Below are 18,233 nucleotides of genomic sequence, written 5' to 3'. Positions count from 1 at the left end.
AACCGCTGTTTCCCCCCGTTCAATTAGAAAAAAGCACAGGTCTTGACCCCGGTAAACCGCAAATTATGTGAGCCAGACTGGCTTAGCATGGCTTCACGTTCACGGTTTGGAGAGAAGGCCATGACCCCTAAACATCCGCTGTTGTTCAAAGCCCTGTGTTACATCGACGGTCATTGGGTGCACAGTGACAGCGGCGACAGCATTGCCGTGCACAACCCGGCCAATCAAAAACTCATCGGCCATGTGCCATTGCTAGATCAGCCGCAACTGCTGCAGGCGATTGATGCCGCGCAGCGTGCTTTTGCCTCTTGGCGTGAACAAAGCCTGGAGGCGCGAGGGGCGATTCTGCGCCGTTGGGGCGAGCTGATTCTCGAACATAAAGAAGATCTAGCGCGGATTCTCAGCGAAGAGCAGGGCAAGCCGTTGGCTGAATCTCGCGGCGAGATTGCCTACGCCGCGAGCTTCATCCCGTGGTTTGCCGAAGAAGCGCGACGCCTGTATGGCCAGAACATTCCCAGCCATATCCCCGGCGCGTACTTGGGCACCATTAAGGAGCCGGTGGGCGTCTGCGCGTTGCTGACCCCATGGAACTTCCCGTCTGCAATGATCACTCGCAAAGCCGCTGCCGCGTTGGCCGCCGGTTGCACGGTGATTATCAAGCCAGCTCATGAAACACCTTTTTCAGCCTTTGCCCTGGCGCAATTGGCCGAAGAAGCGGGGTTCCCGGCTGGTGTCTTCAATGTGGTGCTAGGCGAGCCGCAGACGACCATGGAAACCCTGGTCAAGGACCCAAGAGTGCGTTCGGTAAGTTTTACTGGCTCGACCCGGGTCGGCAAGCTGGTGTTGCAGGCTGCCGCAACCGACGTAAAAAAGGTCGCGCTGGAGTTGGGCGGTAATGCGCCGTTCATTGTCTGTGCGGATGCCGATCTCGCGTTGGCGGTGAAAGTCGCCGTTGAAGCCAAGTTTCAGACATCCGGCCAGGATTGCTGCGCCGCTAACCGGATCATGGTGCAGCGGCCGATTTATCAGGAATTTTTGACCCGGTTTGCTGCGGCCGTGCGTGAGTTGCGCGTTGGCCCAGCGATGCTGGGTGATGTTGAACAGCAAGTTGATGTCGGCCCGCTGATGCACCGGGCCGCGTTCAATGCTACCTGCGAGCGAGTCGACGATGCGCTGCAACACGGCGCGCACCGACTGGTGGGTGGTGAGGTGCACGCCCTCGGTGGTTTGTTCTATCAACCGACCGTGCTGGCTGACGTGACCCCGCAGATGCGCATCTATCAGGAAGAAAACTTTGCACCGATCGCCGGGGTGATGGCGTTTGACACTTTGGATCAGGCGGTCGAGATGGCCAATGACACCGAATACGGTTTAGCTGCCTACATTTGTTCGAACCGGCTAGACGTGATTTATCCGCTGATCCGCCGACTCGACCACGCCATGGTCGCGGTTAATGGCGTCAAGTTCACCGGCCATCCGATCCCTTTTGGTGGCATGAAAGCCTCGGGTCTCGGGCGCGAAGGCGGCAGTGAGGGCTTCGAAGCCTTCGTCGAAACCAAATATTTTTGCTTGCACCATCAAGGTCAGTTCTGAGGAGAACCCGTATGAGTCAGGAATTCAGCAATCTGTTTGAACAAGACCGTGCGCACTTCATGCACCCGTCGACCCATGCCCATGACCACGCCAGCGGTGCACTCAAGGGCCGCATCATCAAGAGCGCCTCTGGCATTCGCATTCGTGACCATGAAGGCCGTGAATTCATGGACGCCTTCGCCGGTTTGTACTGCGTGAACATTGGCTATGGCCGCACCGAAGTTGCCGACGCAATCTACAAGCAGGCCAAGGAATTGGCCTACTATCACACCTATGTCGGGCACTCCACCGAAGCGATTATCGAGCTGTCCAGCCGCATCATGGACTGGGCTCCTGAAGGTATGAAAAAGGTCTATTACGGGCTGTCCGGTTCCGACGCTAACGAAACCCAGGTCAAACTGGTGCGTTACTACAACAACGTGCTGGGTCGACCACTGAAGAAGAAAATCATCTCCCGCGATCGTGGTTATCACGGCTCGGGCATCATGACCGGTAGCCTGACTGGATTGCCTGCGTTCCATCAGCATTTCGACCTGCCCGAGCAAGGCGTCAAACACACCGTCTGCCCGCACTGGTATCGCAAGGCCCCGGCTGGCATGGATGAAACCGCATTTGTCCGCTATTGCGCGGATGAGCTGGAGAAAATGATCCTTGCCGAAGGCAAGGACACCATAGCTGCGTTCATTGGCGAACCGTTGATGGGAACAGGCGGCATCATCGTTCCGCCTGCGGGTTATTGGGCAGCAATTCAAGCTGTGCTGAATAAATACGACGTGCTGTTGATCGCTGATGAAGTGGTCTGCGCGTTCGGTCGCTTGGGCTCGAAGATGGGGAGCCAGCGTTATGACATGAAGCCTGACTTAATCACCACAGCCAAGGGGTTGACCAGCGCGTACGCGCCACTGTCGGCGGTGATTATCGGTGAGAAAGTCTGGAACGTGATCGAAAAAGCCTCGGAGAAAGAGGGTGCGATGGGCCATGGCTGGACGTATTCAGGTCATCCGATCTGCGCCGCTGCAGCGTTGGCCAACCTCGATATTCTGGAACGTGAAAACCTCACCGCCAATGCCGAAGTAGTGGGTGGATACCTGAATCGTCGCCTGCGCGAAACCCTGGAAGGTCATCCATTGGTGGGTGAAGTGCGGGGGGATGGCATGCTCGCCGCCGTTGAATTCATGGCCGATCGTGAGCAGCGCACAGCCTTCGATCCGGCGCTGAAAGTCGGCCCGAAAGTCTCGGCCGCCTGCCTGGAACGCGGCATGATCGCCCGAGCCATGCCTCACGGCGACATTCTCGGCTTCGCCCCCCCGCTGATTCTGACCCAGGAAGACGCTGAACTTATCGTCCAGATCACCAAAGAGGCAGTAGATCAGGTGGCGGGGGAAGTATTGGGTTAAGGTAGGTCAACTGTGTTAGTCGGACGCGACCCTGGTCTGTCTTAGAAGATGCATTGTCGCGCATCAAACTGAGTCCGGTGTAGGCGCTGACGTGTCTGCGAGCGGTGTAGCAAGTACACCGCTCGCAGAACCTAGATCAAATCACTCTTTCGCCTCAATCCCGGCCTGTCTCATTGTCAGGTTCTTCTGATTTTTGTATTGCACAGCAACTTCCGGCGCTGAGCTGCTTGCTTATAACTGTTTAGTTTATTGGAGGTTATTCACGCTTAAGGAAGCTCCGATCAACTTGCAGTGACCGCGCCGCCAGTCGAAATGACAGTCACTTCTGCCTTCACATAGCCCTCGTTCATATCAAACCAATGCGAAACGTGCCCTGCGACCTTTTTCATGTATCTGCCGATCAGGCACAGTAAACGTAGGGTTGTTATTTCTACTATCGATCGCGCTCGTCAGTTTTCAGTTTTGCCCGTGGGAGAGATACCCGCGTTTTAAGCTGCACTTCACAGCAACCAGTGCTTCGTGGTTGAACGTCGTGGAAGGCTGGTTCGCGCAGTTGGAAAGGAGGGCACTGTGGTGCTTTTACCTGGGTGCCCGAACTGAAAGCGGCTATCCGTGAATTCATTGAGGCCCACAATGACCTTTCGGCTAACCGGCGTGAGGTGCACTGCTAGTTAAGTGGTTAGATGAAGAATGTTTCCGTGGTTCTCAAGCGGCGTTTCACAGCCGTCGCACTTGTTCCTGAACACATGGGAAAGCTCCTGACGCAGCTTACGACCGAAGAAGAGATCTTCGTTGAGGTAATCTCGTCGCTGACTACGTGTGTCGGCGTCGTGCCGCAGATAATTCAGAATCTTGCGCAGCTCTTCTTCCACCTGTGGCTAATGAAGAAATCCGGGCGCTTCGATCGGTCGTTTTACGCATAACATTTGGGCTTCCTTTCCGTACTTATTAACCAATGCGCTGGGCTTTGGCGGTGCACTGCACGAGATGACATAGTTGCTCATTGCCAAACAGTATCAATTGAATGCATAGCAGGTCGAGCGTTCGAATCAACGGACGGGCGTCTAGTCGTGGGAACGAGCCGCACGGGCAAGATCCCAGTGTTTCGAGCAGTAATTGATTTACTCCTCAGCTAACGACAGTGTCGTCACCGTCGGTGGGGCATTTGTAACCGAAGAAGGTTAGGCCAGCAGGTCGGTCGCCCGGCTAGTGAGCAATGTGCCCGCCTGAAAGTAGCCCATCACCGTGGTCACGCTGCGGTGTTCGGTCATGGCCATGACCTCGCCGAGCGGCACCCCTTGACGCCCGGCCTCGGTGACAAAACCCGAACGCAGGCTGTGCGCGACCCAATCGCCCTCCAACCCGGCCAATTTAACAACTGGGCGATGACCGATGTTCATAAGCGGCTGTATCCCAGGATTTTGAGATCCGTTAGCCAGAAACTAAGTTAGAGTGATCATCAATGTCTGTTCATAAGGTCCCTCCGTTCGATTCGCGCAGTCGCGCCAAGCGGTTCCAGCGAACGAACAGGGCAAAAATAACCGTATATCAATCGTTATGTGAAGAATGAATCGTCCGCTGTTTGTTTCTCTAGATGGGCCCAAGGGAGCCGGCAAAACCACGCTTTTGGAGGCCGTTACGAAAGTACTGAGGGCCGACAACAAAAAGGTGATCCGACTTTGCGAGAAAAAAAGCGATCCCTATAGGGCTGAAACAATGGCCCTCGTTAACAAACTCGTCAGAAATCCCACCCGGGATTTGGAGTTGGGGGTTTGTGAGCGCTTTGCTGATAGCCGTGCTTGGATTTCCCAGCACGTACTGCCTAAACAGCCACCAGGCAGCATCATCTTGATCGATCGCTGGTACCCGTCTGATGCCGCGTTTCGCCGGATAGTCCCGTTTGTAGAGATTCTACAGTTGAACGTTGATCGGAACGTGCGAGTGCCAGACCTCCATGTTGGGGTTGTCACTGCCCCTGATATTTCATGGGCGAGGGCAGCGGCACGACGGCGTGGGCTGAGCAGTACTGTGATTCATAAGCTGGAAGAACATGTCGCTTGCACCAAGGCGTTCGAGCGAGCGATTGCAGATCACGGCTGGGTTTTATGCCGTAATGAAGGAACGATCGAAGACGCAACGATGCAGGTGATTTCTGAGATCTATAGAGTCCTTCGATGCCCCGTAGGCGAAGTTCGCTGCGCCGGCCTTGATTCGGTTGAGATAGCCGTAGATATAGATCGTTAGCAGGATCGAAGGGCTGATTTGTCGCCGCAGCAGTAGCCGGCTGGCGCTTTGATCTGGATGGCTGTCAACGAAATCTGAGCCGAAGCAGCCCGGGGTGGGGTAATCCCCCCTGAAAAAAGTACTCGTCGGAAGTAGAATTTTCTCCTAATCGGAACAAGGAAATTTTGCGTGAAGACATCGCGTTTTTCGGACAGTCAAATCATGGCCATCCTCAAGCAAGCCGAGGCTGGAAGCCCGGTGCCAGAGCTGTGTCGCGAGCACGGTATCAGTTCGGCCACCTTCTACAAGTGGCGCACCAAGTTCGGTGGTATGGATGCGTCGCTGATGGCTCGGTTGCGCGAACTGGAGGAGGAGAACCGGCGCCTCAAAAAAATGTATGCCGAAGAGCGTCTCAAAGCCGAAATTATCCAGGAGGTCATGGCAAAAAAGTGGTGAAGCCATCGCGGCGACGAGAGATGGCGCAGGAAGCGGTTTGTTCAGGTCGGTGCAGTATCAAGCTGGCGTGCCTGGCCTTCTCGGTCAGCATCACGTGCTATCGCTATCAGCCACGATTGTCGTCTGAAAACGCCGAGATCGCCGATCAACTAATCCGGCTCACGCATAACCAGCGTAACTGGGGGTTTGGCTTGTGCTTTCTGTACCTGCGCAACGTGAAGGGCTATCGGTGGAACCATAAGCGGGTGTACCGGATTTACCGCGAACTGGAGCTGAATCTGCGGATCAAGCCGCGTAAGCGCGTCGTGCGCGAGAAGCCCAAACCGCTAGCTGTTCCTGAGGCCACCAACCAGTGCTGGTCGATGGATTTTATGCACGATCAGTTAGCCGATGGGCGTAGTTTTCGGATTTTTAATCTGATTGACGACTTCAACCGCGAAGCCCTGGGTATGGAGATTGATTTGTCGCTACCGGCTGAACGTGTGGTGCGTGCACTGGATCAGGTCATTGAATGGCGTGGAAAGCCGCAGGCGATCCGCAGCGATAGCGGTCCAGAATTCGTCAGCACCAAGCTCGCTGAGTGGGCCGAGAAACGGGGCATCCGACTTGACTTTATTCAGCCGGGCAATCCGCAGCAGAATGCCTATGTTGAGCGCTATAACCGTACTGTGCGCTATGACTGGCTGGGACATTACCTGTTTGAGTCGATAGCTGAAGTTCAGGACTACGGTCCGAACTGGATCTGGACATACAATCACGAGCGCCCGAATATGGCCCTCGGCGGCATTACTCCAAAACAGAAGTTGGCCCTGGTGGCCTGACCTCTATTTCTGGTGAGTATTAGAAATGGGGGGATTACCCCGAGTTTTCAGGCCCGGTTTCAAATACAGCAAGGCCGAGGTGCTCCTGCTTAACCTTTGCCAAAAAGGCGAATACACGGATGACCTTTTTTCGATCTCCCAGCCCGAAGCGACCGAGAAAGTGATGGGCGTATTGGACGCTATAAATGGCAGGTGGGGTAGGGGGACGATGCGCTTGGCGAGCGTGCCTGTGGATCCGGACTGGGGTATGCGGCGGGAGATGATGAGTCAGAGTTTCACTACGCGGGTTGATCAGCTTTGGACTGTTTTCTCTAAATAAGTCCTGTAAGGCGCTATCAGCGTTTGAGCTTGATCAATATGTCCGGTGCTGACGTCACCAACCCACACAACCGAACAGCCTTGGAAGCCGCTACGCCCGACACCCGCCGTGGTATTGTCTAGCTTCACCTCTAACCGCCACGGGTCTCCATGAAATTTATACACCAGCGCGAGCAACTCAACGAAGATGACGTGGTGATCATCGAATGCTCGAATACATGCAACATACGTTTAATGAACGACGCCAATTTTCGCAGCTTCAAGAGTGGAGGGCGCCACACCTACCATGGTGGCGCATTCGACAAGTTCCCAGCGAAGATCGTCGTGCCCAGCAGTGGATTTTGGAACATCACAATAGACACCGTAACCAGCAGGGCAATTAGCGTGACCCGTAAGCCAAACGTCAAGCACTTGATCAAGATCGTCCGGCGATCTAGCCCTCGGCTGCAATGATCGCAACGCACAGAAGTTTGTCGCTAGGGACGTGCTTCTGCTTACTGATGATCAACGGTAAGCGTATCGACAACACAGCTTGACAGCCTTGTGAATGGTGCAACCGGCGCTCGCCGGTTGCTGCCTTATTCGAGCACTGCATGGTCTGTAACGAGGCTCATGAAGACGGTGGCTGGTTGAAGTTGTTTAGTGCCAAGGGTGGGGGCGATTGATTATTTATGCTGCGTGCCCCCTAAGCCACCCTGAAAAATGCCACCTTCTGGGTAAGGCGATCAGCTAGCTGCGCCAGCTCCTGGCTGGCCGTTGCCACTTCCCGTGATCCAGGTGCTGACTGCACGGTTGAGCTGTGGATGCGGGTGATATTCTGTGCTACGTCCTCGGCCACAGCATTTTGCTGGAGAGAGGCGCTGGCGATTTGGGTATTCATATGGTTTATGGCGCCCACTTCTTGGCTAATTTTGGACAGCGCTCTCTGAGCGTTGCGGGTTTGCGCCACTGTCCGATTTACCAGTTCGCAGCTGTTGCGCATGGTTTGTGCTGCCGTTTCGGTACCGCTCTGCAAAGTGCTTATCATTGCGCGAATTTCCTCCGTCGACTGCTGCGTGCGGTTAGCCAGTGAGCGCACCTCGTCGGCCACAACCGCAAACCCTCGACCGTGCTCACCGGCCCGGGCTGCTTCGATGGCTGCGTTCAAAGCCAACAGGTTAGTTTGCGAGGCGATTGAATTGATCACGTCGATAACCGTTTCAATCTGTTCGCTATGCTTGGACACCTGTTCCACGGTGTTGGTGGTTTCAACCAGTGAGGTAGCCAGCTGCTCGATAGCTAGCGTGGTGTCTGCAACCAGACGGTTACCGCTTTCAACTTCAGCATCTGCGAGACGCGTCGCATCCGCTGCTTGGGATGCGTACTATGAGCAATCCAGTTCAGATAACGATCGGCGTACCAGGCGCTCATGAATGGAAGGCACGACTCGTCAACCTCGCTCAGACGGGCTGAGACGTGAGCATTGACCGGGAATCGTTTTACTCGGTTGGGTTGCCAATGGTCATACGGAGGGAAGATCGGAAATGCGATGAACGGCCGCGTCATAGGGGGAACCGGCAAGCTAGAATCTTTGGGTGGTACCTATATGTGTAGCAGAGAGATCGGGGTCCGGCCAGTCTGATCGTGGGATGCAAGGCGAACCGGCGATTAGTGACACGGCAACAAGAGGCGAAGGTGAGACAGGGGATGAGGATGAGCTTTCAAATTGCTGATTTTTCAAGGAACGGGGTTTTGTGCAAACGTGACCGGAGGTTAGTGATATTGGACACCTATGCGCAACTTTAGAGTAATACGTGATTTAACATAATATACATTATGCGAACCCTCCTATACAGGCTGGGGGCTCGGCAGAGCCACCAAGATCACACGGCCTCTACAGGCCATAGCATTCCTTCAGAAACGACAAAATGCTTTTGGATGAAATCCGCCAATCCCAGGCCACTGCTCTGAACCTCTTGGACATACACAACAAAACCGCCGTTGGTAGCCGCATCATGGATTGGTCCTTTCTTACCTAGACGTGCATCTTTCTTTTCATCAACTGTGATCAGAATCGAATTCAAGGACGCAACCGCCAGAGAAACATCAGCCTCGTCTTTTCTCAGGACTGTTTTTTTTCGCTGTTTGGCGGCGCAGCCCGCTTGTACAAATTGCTGTGTTTTTTCACGCTGCCGCCAGTCTTGCTCGTCTTCCGATTCAAAGGTGCCTTGGCCAAAACCGCCATAACGAGAAGGCTCCTCAGGATTGTCTAAATCAGAGAAACCGAACACATAAGTGGTCGTAACCTTGCGGCAATCGATGCTGTTGCGGATGTACTCCTTCAAGGGCCGCTTATCAATACCATGGGAGTCGTCCGGTATCTGAAGCAGCTCTAACTCGACCTCCCTTGTAATGAACAAGGAGAATTTTTCAGGAGGTAACCCAACACAAAGATCATACTGATTGTCGAAAAAGTAGTTCCATGTGCAGCTATCAATGGTTACAGGAATGGTCATAGCGTCCTCAGTATGGTTCGATCTCGAAAAGCACTGTAGCCTCGTTCGTCTCACGGGGGCTATAACCAAAAAGAATAACTAAACTAAATTACCATTTAGATGAGCTATTATTCAGACGGCATAAAACTATCACCCCACGGTTGTCCACGCGCTCAATTGTGAGCGCCCTCCTCTAATGAAATATGCTGCACTCAGCATGCGCATGAGCTGAAAAGGTTCCTACATTGTTTGAGCGTTCCTTTCGCATTTAATGTAGTGCTCTAGCCTTGGTAGTCCAAATCAAGTGCTGCCAAAGGGTCCTCGTGTTTAGAACCCGCCACCGCCAAATGCTGCCCGACTCGCTGAGCGCCAAGCTCAAAGAGCAGCGGCAGCCTTGCCCAGACCGCCGCGCTGCATAACCTCGACGATGATTGGCACTGGAGTCATCAGGTGGTTGCGCATCATTGCTGTTGCACGAACGGTATCGCGGGCGAGGATGGCTTCGACCAGCGCGGCATGTTCCTCGCGCTTGAGCTTCAGGGCTTCGTCAGAAAAAACCGTTTGTGTCAGCCACAGGTGGCGGTAGCGCTCGGCTTGGTCAAACAGGTAGGTACGCGCCTGGAGTAAATGCTTGGAGCCGCAGCCAGCCGCAATGGCACTGTGGAAAGTCTTGTGCCGCTCATCCCAGACGTCGAGCACCTGCTCGCGGGTTTTCACGTCCATTACCTTAGATAGCGTATGGGACTGCGCGAGTATCTGAGCCTCCCAGGCGTCGTCGCCGCGTTCGATGGCCAGGCCGACAATCATGGCTTCCAGGTTGGCGCGGGCATCATAGATGTCCTGCATTTCCTGCAGCGACATGGGCGCTACGCGGTAACCTTTCTGGCTGATTACCACCACTAGGTGTTCAGCCACCAGTTGTGACAAAGCTTCTCGCAGTGGGCCTACACCAAGGTCATAACGTTCCTTCAGCCCGCTCATAAGGAGCTTCTCTCCAGGCTTGAAGACTCCACGGATGATGTCCCGCTTAAGCCGCTCATACCCGCTGAATACAGAGTTCTGCCTGGGGGTGAGGCTATCCAAGGTACTGCTCCTCAACTCGTCAAAGTCTCCATCATACCTAAACATCTACTGACCGAAAAATATTAGACAATGAAGTATTTTGTCTCTTCTTTTTAAAAACGTAGACATTTTATGTTAATGGCGATATTTTCATTCCTGCTTGACCCAGATCAACACGGGAAAGCGATTTTCACCCCACTTTGCCAGGAGCCGCCATGAACGCCTTTACTCAGATTCAGGACCTTGTGATGCCGCTGCCGTCGGAAAGCAAGGGCTTCACCCTCGCCCCTTCCAAGCAGTCACCTCGCCTTCTTGAGCTGACCTTCGCCAAGGAAACCGTCGACGCGTTCGTTAGTGCTGTTGCCGAGTGGCCGGTACAGGCACTGGAGTACAAGTCGTTCCTGCGCTTTCGTGTCGGTCAGATCCTTGACGATCTGTGCGAAGGTACTCTGCGCCCGGTTCTGATCAACACCATCCTGGATCGCGCCACCGGCGGCATGCTGATCACCCCTGAAGGCCTGTGCGACGTGACCCAGGCCGATGACATGGTCAAGTTCTCTTCGGCAGTGGCGCATCTGATTGGTCGCTCCAACTTTGATGCCATGAGCGGCCAGTTCTACGCGCGCTTCGCAGTGGTCAACACCGACAATTCCGACAGCTATCTGCGCCAGCCACACCGTGTGATGGAGTTGCATAACGACGGCACATTTGTCCAAGAGCGCACCGACTACGTGCTTATGATGAAGATCGACGAGCAGAACATGGAAGGCGGCAATACCCTGCTGCTGCACCTGGACGACTGGGAAGACCTGAGCCACTACTGCACGCACCCGCTGGCCCGCCGTGAAATGCGCTTCACCGCGCCACCGAGCAAGAACGTGCGTGAAGACGTGTTCCATGCGGTGTTCGACAACGACGCTGAAGGCCGCCCGACCATGCGTTACATCGACCAGTTCGTGCAGCCCAAGGACTTCGAGGAAGGCATCTGGCTGACCGCCATGAGCGAGTCCCTGGAAGGCAGCCAGAAGAAGGTATCGGTACCGGTGCCGGTCGGTAGCTTCGTCTTGGTCAACAACATGTTCTGGCTGCACGGCCGTGACCGCTTCACCGCCCACCCGGGCCTGCGTCGTGAGCTGATGCGCCAGCGTGGCTACATCAGCTACCAAAAAACCATGTACCAGCGCGGCCAGTAAGGTTTGCCAACAGCTGAAATGACGAGGGCCACCACGTGCGGTCCTCGTCATGCCTCAAATCAAAACGTAATTCAGGTGGGTGCAAGCTAATGGCTGCGTACGACTTCATTATCATCGGTGGCGGCATTGTGGGCATGTCCACGGCCATGCAACTGACCCAGGTTTACCCGGATGCAAAGATCCTCCTGCTGGAAAAAGAGTCCGGCCCGGCCAAGCACCAGACTGGCCATAACAGTGGCGTGATCCATGCCGGTGTTTACTACACACCCGGCAGCCTGAAGGCACGTTTCTGCCTGGAAGGTAACAAGGCGACCAAGGCCTTCTGCGACAAGCACAGTATCCGTTACGACGAGTGCGGCAAGCTGCTGGTGGCCACCAACGAGCTAGAAATGCAGCGTATGAGCGCGTTGTGGGACCGTACCGAAGCCAATGGCCTCAAGCGTGAGTGGTTATCGGCCTCCGAACTGAGTGAGCGCGAGCCGAACATCGTCGGTCTGGGCGGTATCTTCGTGCCGTCCAGCGGCATCGTGAACTACGCACAAGTCACCGTGGCCATGGGCCGTGAATTCGAAGCCGCCGGTGGCGAAATCCGCTACAACAGCGAAGTGGTTGCCATCGACGAGCGTCCCGATGAAGTGGTGGTGCGCACCGGCGATCAGGAGCACCACGGGCGTTTCCTGATCACCTGCTCGGGCCTGATGGCCGACCGCGTCGTGCGCATGCTGGGGATCAAGCCGAACTTCATCATCTGCCCGTTCCGTGGCGAGTACTACTTGCTGCCCAAGCAACACAACCAGATCGTCAACCACTTGATCTACCCGATCCCGGATCCGTCCATGCCATTCCTCGGCGTGCACCTGACCCGCATGATCGACGGCACCGTCACTGTCGGCCCCAACGCCGTGTTGGCGATGAAGCGTGAAGGCTATCGCAAAACCGATATCTCGCTGTCCGATATGTTCGAAACCCTGACCACTCCGGGCATTCTCAAAGTGCTGATGAAGAACCTGCGCCCCGGCCTGATCGAGATGAAAAACTCGCTGTTCAAGGGTGGTTACCTGAAAGAGGTTCAGAAGTATTGCCCAACCATAGCCAAGAGCGACCTCACCGCCTACCCGGCCGGTGTGCGCGCCCAGGCTGTCTCGCTGGACGGAAAGCTGATCGACGACTTCCTGTTCATCAACACCGCCCGTAGCGTTAGCGTTTGCAACGCCCCATCGCCCGCAGCGACGTCGGCCATCCCGATCGGTGCGTACATTGTCGACAAGGTCCGCGAGCAGTTAGCAAGCACCGGCGTCAGTTTCGTCAAACCGTACAACTCCGTTCGGGCTGCATCCACTGCAACCTGAGGCTGGGTGCCAAAGATGGGCGCCGCCGAGACACCATCGTGTCATCGAAACTTTTTCCTGTACCCATGAGTGCTAATCAATGAACAATAATAAATTGTCACTTGCCGAAAAAGACGTACAACACCAACTTCACCCCTACACCGATGCTCGTGTGCACGAGGAAGTCGGCCCGCTCATCATCGAGCGTGGCGAGGGCATCTATGTCTATGACGACCAGGGAAAACCCTACATTGAGGCCATGTCCGGCCTGTGGAGCGCAGCCCTGGGTTTCAGTAACGAACGCTTGATCAAGGCCGCAGAGAGTCAACTACGCAAGCTGCCCTTCTACCACCTGTTCGGCCACAAGGCGCACGCCCCCAGCATCGAACTGGCAGACAAACTGATCGAGCTGGCGCCGGTGCCGATGAGCAAGGTGTTTTTTACCAACTCAGGCTCTGAAGCCAACGACACCGTGGTCAAAATGATCTGGTATCGCAATAACGCCTTGGGCAAACCGGCCAAAAAGAAATTCATCAGTCGCATCAATGGTTACCACGGCATCACCATCGTCAGCGCCAGCCTTACTGGTCTGCCAGCCAACCAGCGCGGCTTCGATGTGCCGCTGCCAGGGTTCTACCATGTAGGCAACCCGCATCACTATCGCCATGCGCTGGCCGGCGAGAGCCAGGAGCAGTTCGCCGATCGCCTCGCCGCAGAGCTGGAAAATCTGATTCTTCGCGAAGGGCCGGAAACTATCGCCGCTTTTTACGGCGAACCGCTGATGGGCGCGGGGGGAGTGATTGTTCCGCCGCGCACCTACTGGGATAAAATTCAGGCGGTCTGCCGCAAGTACGACGTACTGGTTGTTGCGGACGAAGTGATTTGTGGCTTCGGCCGTACCGGCAACATGTTCGGCAGCGAGACCTTCGGTATTCGCCCGGACGTTATGGTGCTGTCAAAGCAGCTTTCCTCGTCCTATCAGCCGATCTCGGCGATTCTGATCAATGACGAGTTGTATCAAGGCATCGCAGACCAGAGCCATGCCCTGGGCACCCTGGGCCACGGTTTTACCGCCGGAGGCCATCCGGTCGCTGCCGCCGTAGCACTGGAAAACATCAAGATCATTGAAGAAGACAATCTGGTGCAGCATGCCGCCGCCATGGGCAAGATCCTCCAGGACGGGCTGAACCAATTAGCCGATCACCCGTTGGTGGGCGAAGTGCGTGGGCAAGGTCTGATCGCCGCTGTGGAGCTGGTCGCCGACCGTGCAAGCAAAGCCCCATTCGAGGTAACAGGCAAGCTCGGTCGCTACCTGGCCGGTCGCGCTCAGGAACACGGCATGATAACTCGCAATATGGGCGATGCTATTGCCTTCTGCCCTCCGCTGATTTCCAGCGAATCCGAGATCCGTTTGATCCTCGAGCGTTTTGCCCGCTCGCTTGAGGATACCCAACGCTGGTTCAACGCTAGCCGCTAGGTCGCCAGCGATCCCTGAGGGAGTTCTTCGCATGTAAAAAAGCCGCTCGCTTATAGTAAGTAAGCGGCTTTGCGGACCGGGCAATAGCACCGACTACTCAGTCGTTGCCGTTCCTGACTTTCGCAGGGCTTGGCTCTCACCACTCACTGCGAGTTGGAAATGCTTTTTTTACGTTGCTACGTGAAATCTGCAGTTCTCGGAACTAGCCCAGCCATGCCTCAGGGCTATCGAAAAACGCTCTAGCGTTGCTCTCCAGTGTTTCTAAGTGATAACCGCCTTCCTGCACAATCACGCATGGCACACCGAGGTCACGCACGCACTCGCCTAAACGGGCAAAGCCTTCACGAGTGACCGCCACTTTGCTTTGTGGGTCCAGCTCATAAATGTCGAAACCCAATGACAACACCAGTGCGTCGGCGGAAAACGCTTTTACCGCGGCCAGTGCCAGCTCCAACTTACCGAAGAAATCCGCTTCGCTGGCCCCATGGGCCATCGGAAGATTGAGGTTGTAACCCTCACCAGCCGCAACCCCACGCTCATCTGAAAAGCCTGCTACGCCGGGATAGAAATTGGTCGGGTCGCCATGAATCGACACATACAAAACGTCGTCACGATCATAGAAGATTTCCTGTATGCCCTGACCGTGATGCATGTCGGTATCCATCACAGCCACACGCTGGAAACCGTCACGCAACGCCTGGGCAGCAATCGCCGCGTTGTTCAGATAACAAAAACCGCCGGCGGCCTCAGCTCGGGCGTGATGTCCCGGCGGGCGGCATAGCGCATAGGCGGCAGGTGCACCTTCGAGCAAGGTCTTCGCCGCAGCTACCGCGCTTTGCGCTGACCAGTACGCCGAACGCCAGGTTAACTCACCGATCGGGCAACTCCCATCGGCCAGGTAACGCGCAGCCTGGGCGAGAATCCCCCGCAACGCATTGGGTTCGCGAACGAAGATATTAGACATCACCTCTTCGCCCCAATCTTCCGGCACTTCTTTCCAGCGTTGATGAGCCTCTTGCAAGAAAGCCAGGTAATGGCCTCCGTGGACGGCCAATAATGGATCAAGGCCGTAATCTTGCGGCTGTTGAATATCGAAACCCAGCGCCTGTGCCGCTTTTAGCAGATTGCAAGCACGCTCAGGTACTTCCTGAGGCGTACGCATCTGACCACGGGAGTAATAGCTGCGCGGATAATGGAGAAGTTGTTCGGGGTGAAAAAAACTACGCATCGGACTCTTTCCTTATTCAACCTGACCAGCACGGGTCAGTACTGCGTTGAGCAATACGTCAGTACCCCGACGCACATCTTCAGGCAACACATCTTCTGCTTCGTTGTGACTCAAACCGCCGACGCAAGGAATAAAGATCATTGCCGTCGGGCAGAACCGCGCAAGGTGAATGGCATCATGGCCGGCACCACTGACGATAGGCTGCTGGGCATAGCCCAAAGCGTCCACGGCTTGTTGCACGGCGGCCACGCAATCGGCATCGAATGGCGTGGCTGGGCTGATCCAGTGCGGATTGACACTAAGAGACAAGCCGCGCTTGGCGGCAATGTCTTGCAGGCGCGAACGGACCTGTTGCTCCATCACCTCAATGGCGGCATCGCGATGATGACGAAGGTCGACCGTGAAGTTCACCATCCCGGGGATGGTATTGCGCGACGACTTTGCAATGTTCAACTGGCCGACCGTGGTCAGCCCCTCGGGCGCGAAATCACCGGCCAACGCTTCCAGCGCCTGAATCATCTGCGCCGCGCCGTACAAGGCATCCTTGCGCAATGGCATCGGCGTGGTGCCCGCATGAGCCGCCATGCCCTCAACGCATACGTCTAGCCAGCGTATGGCCTGGCCGCCGCTCACAACGCCAATACTTTTTGCGTTGTCTTCAAGGATTGGCCCCTGCTCGATGTGAGCTTCAAAATACGCGTCCACCGCCCCGCCTAGCGCACGCTCACCGTCATATCCAGTACGCTTGAGTGCCTGCGCTACCGTCACACCGTCGTTGTCCTCGATGCTCAGCGCTTTTTCCAGCGCCAGCGTTCCGGTGAACACCGCAGAACCGAGCATGGCGGGAGTAAAACGTGCGCCCTCTTCATTGGTCCAGACCGCGATTTCAAGCGGTTTTCGGGTCTTAATCCCTAAATCATCCAGGCGCCGCACCACTTCCAACCCAGCCAACACGCCATAGACACCATCGAAGCGCCCACCTTCGGGCTGAGTATCCAGATGGCTACCCATCATTACCGGAGCCGCCTGCGGGTCAGTACCGGCACGTCGGGCAAACAGGTTGCCAATACCGTCAATACTCAGGGTCAGCCCTGCATCCAGGCACCAACCGCTGAATAGTTCACGACCGACCTTGTCTTCGCCACTCAGGGCCAGACGGCAACTCCCGCCCCGCGCCGTTGCGCCAATTTCGGCCATGGCCATAAGGCTGGCCCATAGGCGCTCGCCATTGATTTTCAACATACAGATTCTCCAACGGTGTCAGGCGCTATGAGCCATTTCAAGGCGATGTGCATGGGCATGACGGCGGGAAAGTGCCAGCACGCAGAACAGAGATACGCCTGCGATCGAACTGTAGAACACTGCCATAGGCCACCACTGGCCGAGGTACTCATGGGCAAGCCAGGTGCCTATCAATGGCGTCAACCCGCCAGCCAGAGCGCCACACACTTGATAGGCCAGGGAGATAGCCGTGTAACGCACTCGAGTTTCGAACAGACCACTGACGTAACCAGCGATCACTGCGTAGAACGAAGCCATGCACACTACCGCCAGGGCAATACCGAAGATGATCAGCGGCGCCTGGCCGCTGCTCACCAACATGAACATCGGATACGGCGAAGCCATCGCTAACAGGCACATGGCACACAAGAAACGGGTCGCGCCCACCTTCTCGGCCACCCACGCCGCTAAAGGCTGAATGCAGAACTGGATGATCGCTACCACGAACAGGCATTCGAGAATCAACGAACGCGGCAAGTTGAGCTGTTGGGTGGTGTAGGCAATCATGAAGGTATTGGTGAAGTACACGCCTGCAATGCCCAGCGTGTTAGCGCCAATGCACAGTAACAGTGGTCTCCAAGAGGTTTTAAGCACCTCTAGAACCGGCGCCTGCTCCTTGCGGTTAGAGACGGCACGAGCCCTGTCTGCGCGCGCTCTATCCTCGAGGAATTCAGGAGACTCACTGACACCGAGACGTATCACCAACCCCACCACGAGCAGCAGTGCGCTGGCGAGGAACGGCAAGCGCCAGCCCCAGCTCATCAAGTCTTCCTCAGACAACCGGGTGACCGCGCCGAACGCCAGCAGCGACAGAATCAGGCCCGCTGGGCTGCCTAGCTGAGCGAACGACGCGAAAAAATTGCGACGACCTTTGGGCGCATGCTCGCCAGCCATCAACACTGCGCCGCCCCACTCACCTCCGACTGCGATGCCCTGGACCACACGCAGCAGGATAAGCAGGACCGGTGCTGCAACGCCAACCTGCGTATAAGTCGGCAGCAGACCGATGCACACCGTCACCACGCCCATCATGACCAAGGTGATGATCAGAGACTTCTTGCGACCGATGCGATCACCGATATGACCGAAGACCACCCCACCCAGTGGACGGGCGAAGAAACCCACGGCGAAGGTGCCGAACGCGGCCATGGTACTGAAAAGCTTGTCTTCGGAAGGAAAGAACAGTTGGCCGAATACCAGAGCTGCCGCGGTGGCGTAAATGTAAAAGTCGTACCACTCAATCATGGTGCCGATGAATGCGGCTGCCGCAGCACGGCGCGGCTGTGGCGAAGCGGAAGGCTTCATGGGTCAGGCTCCTTTTGGTTTGTTTTTTTGGCAGGAGAAAGCGTGTCGCACATGCGCTCTTATGGCGCTTGATTGAA

14 protein-coding genes and 4 pseudogenes are annotated in these 18,233 nt (G+C 55.8%); 11 read left to right on the top strand and 7 right to left on the bottom strand.

What is annotated here, in order from left to right; genetic code table 11:
• Positions 1 to 120: 120 nt before the first annotated feature.
• The 4 genes and pseudogenes from RHM55_RS02090 to RHM55_RS02075 all read left to right on the top strand — a co-directional run bounded on the left by RHM55_RS02090 (position 121) and on the right by RHM55_RS02075 (position 3,913).
• Positions 121 to 1,593 (top strand): NAD-dependent succinate-semialdehyde dehydrogenase, encoded by a 1,473-nt coding sequence (locus RHM55_RS02090; protein ID WP_322179292.1) that lies wholly within the window; start codon positions 121 to 123, stop codon positions 1,591 to 1,593.
• Positions 1,594 to 1,604: 11 nt separating this feature from the next.
• Positions 1,605 to 2,990, top strand: coding sequence for an aspartate aminotransferase family protein (locus tag RHM55_RS02085; protein WP_322179291.1), 1,386 nt, complete (start codon positions 1,605 to 1,607; stop codon positions 2,988 to 2,990).
• Between the two features lie 472 nt (positions 2,991 to 3,462).
• A pseudogene (locus tag RHM55_RS02080) lies at positions 3,463 to 3,637 on the top strand (IS630 family transposase); the annotation flags it as partial.
• Between the two features lie 36 nt (positions 3,638 to 3,673).
• Entirely contained in the window at positions 3,674 to 3,913 is a 240-nt protein-coding gene (locus tag RHM55_RS02075; protein WP_322179290.1) for a hypothetical protein, read from the top strand.
• 258 nt (positions 3,914 to 4,171) lie between these two features.
• On the opposite strand, the pseudogene RHM55_RS02070 reads toward RHM55_RS02075, so the two are convergent.
• A pseudogene (locus RHM55_RS02070) lies at positions 4,172 to 4,363 on the bottom strand (tyrosine-type recombinase/integrase); the annotation flags it as partial.
• 193 nt (positions 4,364 to 4,556) lie between these two features.
• On the opposite strand from RHM55_RS02070, the gene RHM55_RS02065 reads away from it, so the two are divergent.
• From RHM55_RS02065 to RHM55_RS02050, 4 genes and pseudogenes are all read left to right on the top strand, one after another.
• Entirely contained in the window at positions 4,557 to 5,234 is a 678-nt protein-coding gene (locus RHM55_RS02065) for a dTMP kinase (protein ID WP_322179289.1), read from the top strand.
• A 168-nt stretch (positions 5,235 to 5,402) separates the two neighbouring features.
• Positions 5,403 to 6,490 (top strand): IS3 family transposase gene (locus RHM55_RS02060; protein ID WP_322179288.1). Its coding sequence is split into 2 segments (ribosomal slippage): positions 5,403 to 5,655 and positions 5,655 to 6,490, totalling 1,089 coding nucleotides; the frame shifts between segments, so codons are not numbered across the junction.
• Between the two features lie 34 nt (positions 6,491 to 6,524).
• A pseudogene (locus RHM55_RS02055) lies at positions 6,525 to 6,809 on the top strand (DUF4113 domain-containing protein); the annotation flags it as partial.
• A 149-nt stretch (positions 6,810 to 6,958) separates the two neighbouring features.
• A complete protein-coding gene (locus RHM55_RS02050) occupies positions 6,959 to 7,261 on the top strand; it encodes a DUF1883 domain-containing protein (protein WP_322179287.1) in 303 nt (100 codons plus the stop codon).
• Between the two features lie 232 nt (positions 7,262 to 7,493).
• Here RHM55_RS02050 and RHM55_RS02045 read toward each other — a convergent pair.
• The 3 genes and pseudogenes from RHM55_RS02045 to csiR all read right to left on the bottom strand — a co-directional run.
• A pseudogene (locus RHM55_RS02045) lies at positions 7,494 to 8,171 on the bottom strand (methyl-accepting chemotaxis protein); the annotation flags it as partial.
• 499 nt (positions 8,172 to 8,670) lie between these two features.
• Positions 8,671 to 9,303, bottom strand: coding sequence for a hypothetical protein (locus tag RHM55_RS02040; protein WP_322179286.1), 633 nt, complete (start codon positions 9,301 to 9,303; stop codon positions 8,671 to 8,673).
• A 354-nt stretch (positions 9,304 to 9,657) separates the two neighbouring features.
• Complete coding sequence (gene csiR / locus RHM55_RS02035; protein WP_322179285.1) at positions 9,658 to 10,365, bottom strand: DNA-binding transcriptional regulator CsiR; 708 nt, start codon at positions 10,363 to 10,365, stop codon at positions 9,658 to 9,660.
• 194 nt (positions 10,366 to 10,559) lie between these two features.
• On the opposite strand from csiR, the gene glaH reads away from it, so the two are divergent.
• The 3 genes from glaH (at position 10,560) to RHM55_RS02020 (ending at position 14,342) form a co-directional block, all read left to right on the top strand.
• The gene (glaH, locus tag RHM55_RS02030; protein ID WP_322179284.1) at positions 10,560 to 11,537 is read left to right on the top strand and encodes a glutarate dioxygenase GlaH; all 978 of its coding nucleotides are present in this window, start codon (positions 10,560 to 10,562) and stop codon (positions 11,535 to 11,537) included.
• A gap of 89 nt (positions 11,538 to 11,626) precedes the next feature.
• The gene (gene lhgO / locus RHM55_RS02025; protein ID WP_322179283.1) at positions 11,627 to 12,886 is read left to right on the top strand and encodes an L-2-hydroxyglutarate oxidase; all 1,260 of its coding nucleotides are present in this window, start codon (positions 11,627 to 11,629) and stop codon (positions 12,884 to 12,886) included.
• Between the two features lie 79 nt (positions 12,887 to 12,965).
• On the top strand, positions 12,966 to 14,342 hold the full coding sequence (locus RHM55_RS02020; protein WP_322179282.1) for an aspartate aminotransferase family protein: 1,377 nt from the start codon (positions 12,966 to 12,968) through the stop codon (positions 14,340 to 14,342).
• 202 nt (positions 14,343 to 14,544) lie between these two features.
• Here the strand turns inward: RHM55_RS02020 and RHM55_RS02015 are convergent, their stop codons facing one another.
• The 3 genes from RHM55_RS02015 to RHM55_RS02005 are packed head-to-tail and all read right to left on the bottom strand — an operon-like array spanning position 14,545 to position 18,156.
• Positions 14,545 to 15,570, bottom strand: a complete 1,026-nt coding sequence (locus tag RHM55_RS02015; RefSeq protein ID WP_322179281.1) for a histone deacetylase family protein — start codon at positions 15,568 to 15,570, stop codon at positions 14,545 to 14,547.
• Positions 15,571 to 15,582: 12 nt separating this feature from the next.
• Positions 15,583 to 16,812 carry a Zn-dependent hydrolase gene (locus RHM55_RS02010; RefSeq protein WP_322179280.1) on the bottom strand — a complete coding sequence of 410 codons (1,230 nt, stop codon included), beginning with the start codon at positions 16,810 to 16,812 and terminating at the stop codon, positions 15,583 to 15,585.
• A gap of 18 nt (positions 16,813 to 16,830) precedes the next feature.
• Positions 16,831 to 18,156 (bottom strand): MFS transporter, encoded by a 1,326-nt coding sequence (locus tag RHM55_RS02005; protein ID WP_322179279.1) that lies wholly within the window; start codon positions 18,154 to 18,156, stop codon positions 16,831 to 16,833.
• Between the last annotated feature and the right edge of the window lie 77 nt (positions 18,157 to 18,233).

Origin of the sequence: Pseudomonas sp. MH9.2, from assembly GCF_034353875.1 — a bacterium.
Lineage (GTDB): Bacteria > Pseudomonadota > Gammaproteobacteria > Pseudomonadales > Pseudomonadaceae > Aquipseudomonas.
The sequence above is the reverse complement of the archived record's forward strand: the minus strand, read 5'-3'. Positions and strand labels throughout refer to the sequence as shown.

Excerpts from the sequence above, each read along its gene's own strand:
- RHM55_RS02090 (WP_322179292.1), top strand. The coding sequence starts at position 121 with ATGACCCCTAAACATCCGCTGTTGTTCAAAGCCCTGTGTTACATCGAC.
- RHM55_RS02085 (WP_322179291.1), top strand. The coding sequence starts at position 1,605 with ATGAGTCAGGAATTCAGCAATCTGTTTGAACAAGACCGTGCGCACTTC.
- RHM55_RS02075 (WP_322179290.1), top strand. The coding sequence starts at position 3,674 with ATGAAGAATGTTTCCGTGGTTCTCAAGCGGCGTTTCACAGCCGTCGCA.
- RHM55_RS02065 (WP_322179289.1), top strand. The coding sequence starts at position 4,557 with ATGAATCGTCCGCTGTTTGTTTCTCTAGATGGGCCCAAGGGAGCCGGC.
- RHM55_RS02050 (WP_322179287.1), top strand. The coding sequence starts at position 6,959 with ATGAAATTTATACACCAGCGCGAGCAACTCAACGAAGATGACGTGGTG.
- RHM55_RS02040 (WP_322179286.1), bottom strand. The coding sequence starts at position 9,303 with ATGACCATTCCTGTAACCATTGATAGCTGCACATGGAACTACTTTTTC.
- glaH (WP_322179284.1), top strand. The coding sequence starts at position 10,560 with ATGAACGCCTTTACTCAGATTCAGGACCTTGTGATGCCGCTGCCGTCG.
- lhgO (WP_322179283.1), top strand. The coding sequence starts at position 11,627 with ATGGCTGCGTACGACTTCATTATCATCGGTGGCGGCATTGTGGGCATG.
- RHM55_RS02020 (WP_322179282.1), top strand. The coding sequence starts at position 12,966 with ATGAACAATAATAAATTGTCACTTGCCGAAAAAGACGTACAACACCAA.
- RHM55_RS02015 (WP_322179281.1), bottom strand. The coding sequence starts at position 15,570 with ATGCGTAGTTTTTTTCACCCCGAACAACTTCTCCATTATCCGCGCAGC.
- RHM55_RS02010 (WP_322179280.1), bottom strand. The coding sequence starts at position 16,812 with ATGTTGAAAATCAATGGCGAGCGCCTATGGGCCAGCCTTATGGCCATG.
- RHM55_RS02005 (WP_322179279.1), bottom strand. The coding sequence starts at position 18,156 with ATGAAGCCTTCCGCTTCGCCACAGCCGCGCCGTGCTGCGGCAGCCGCA.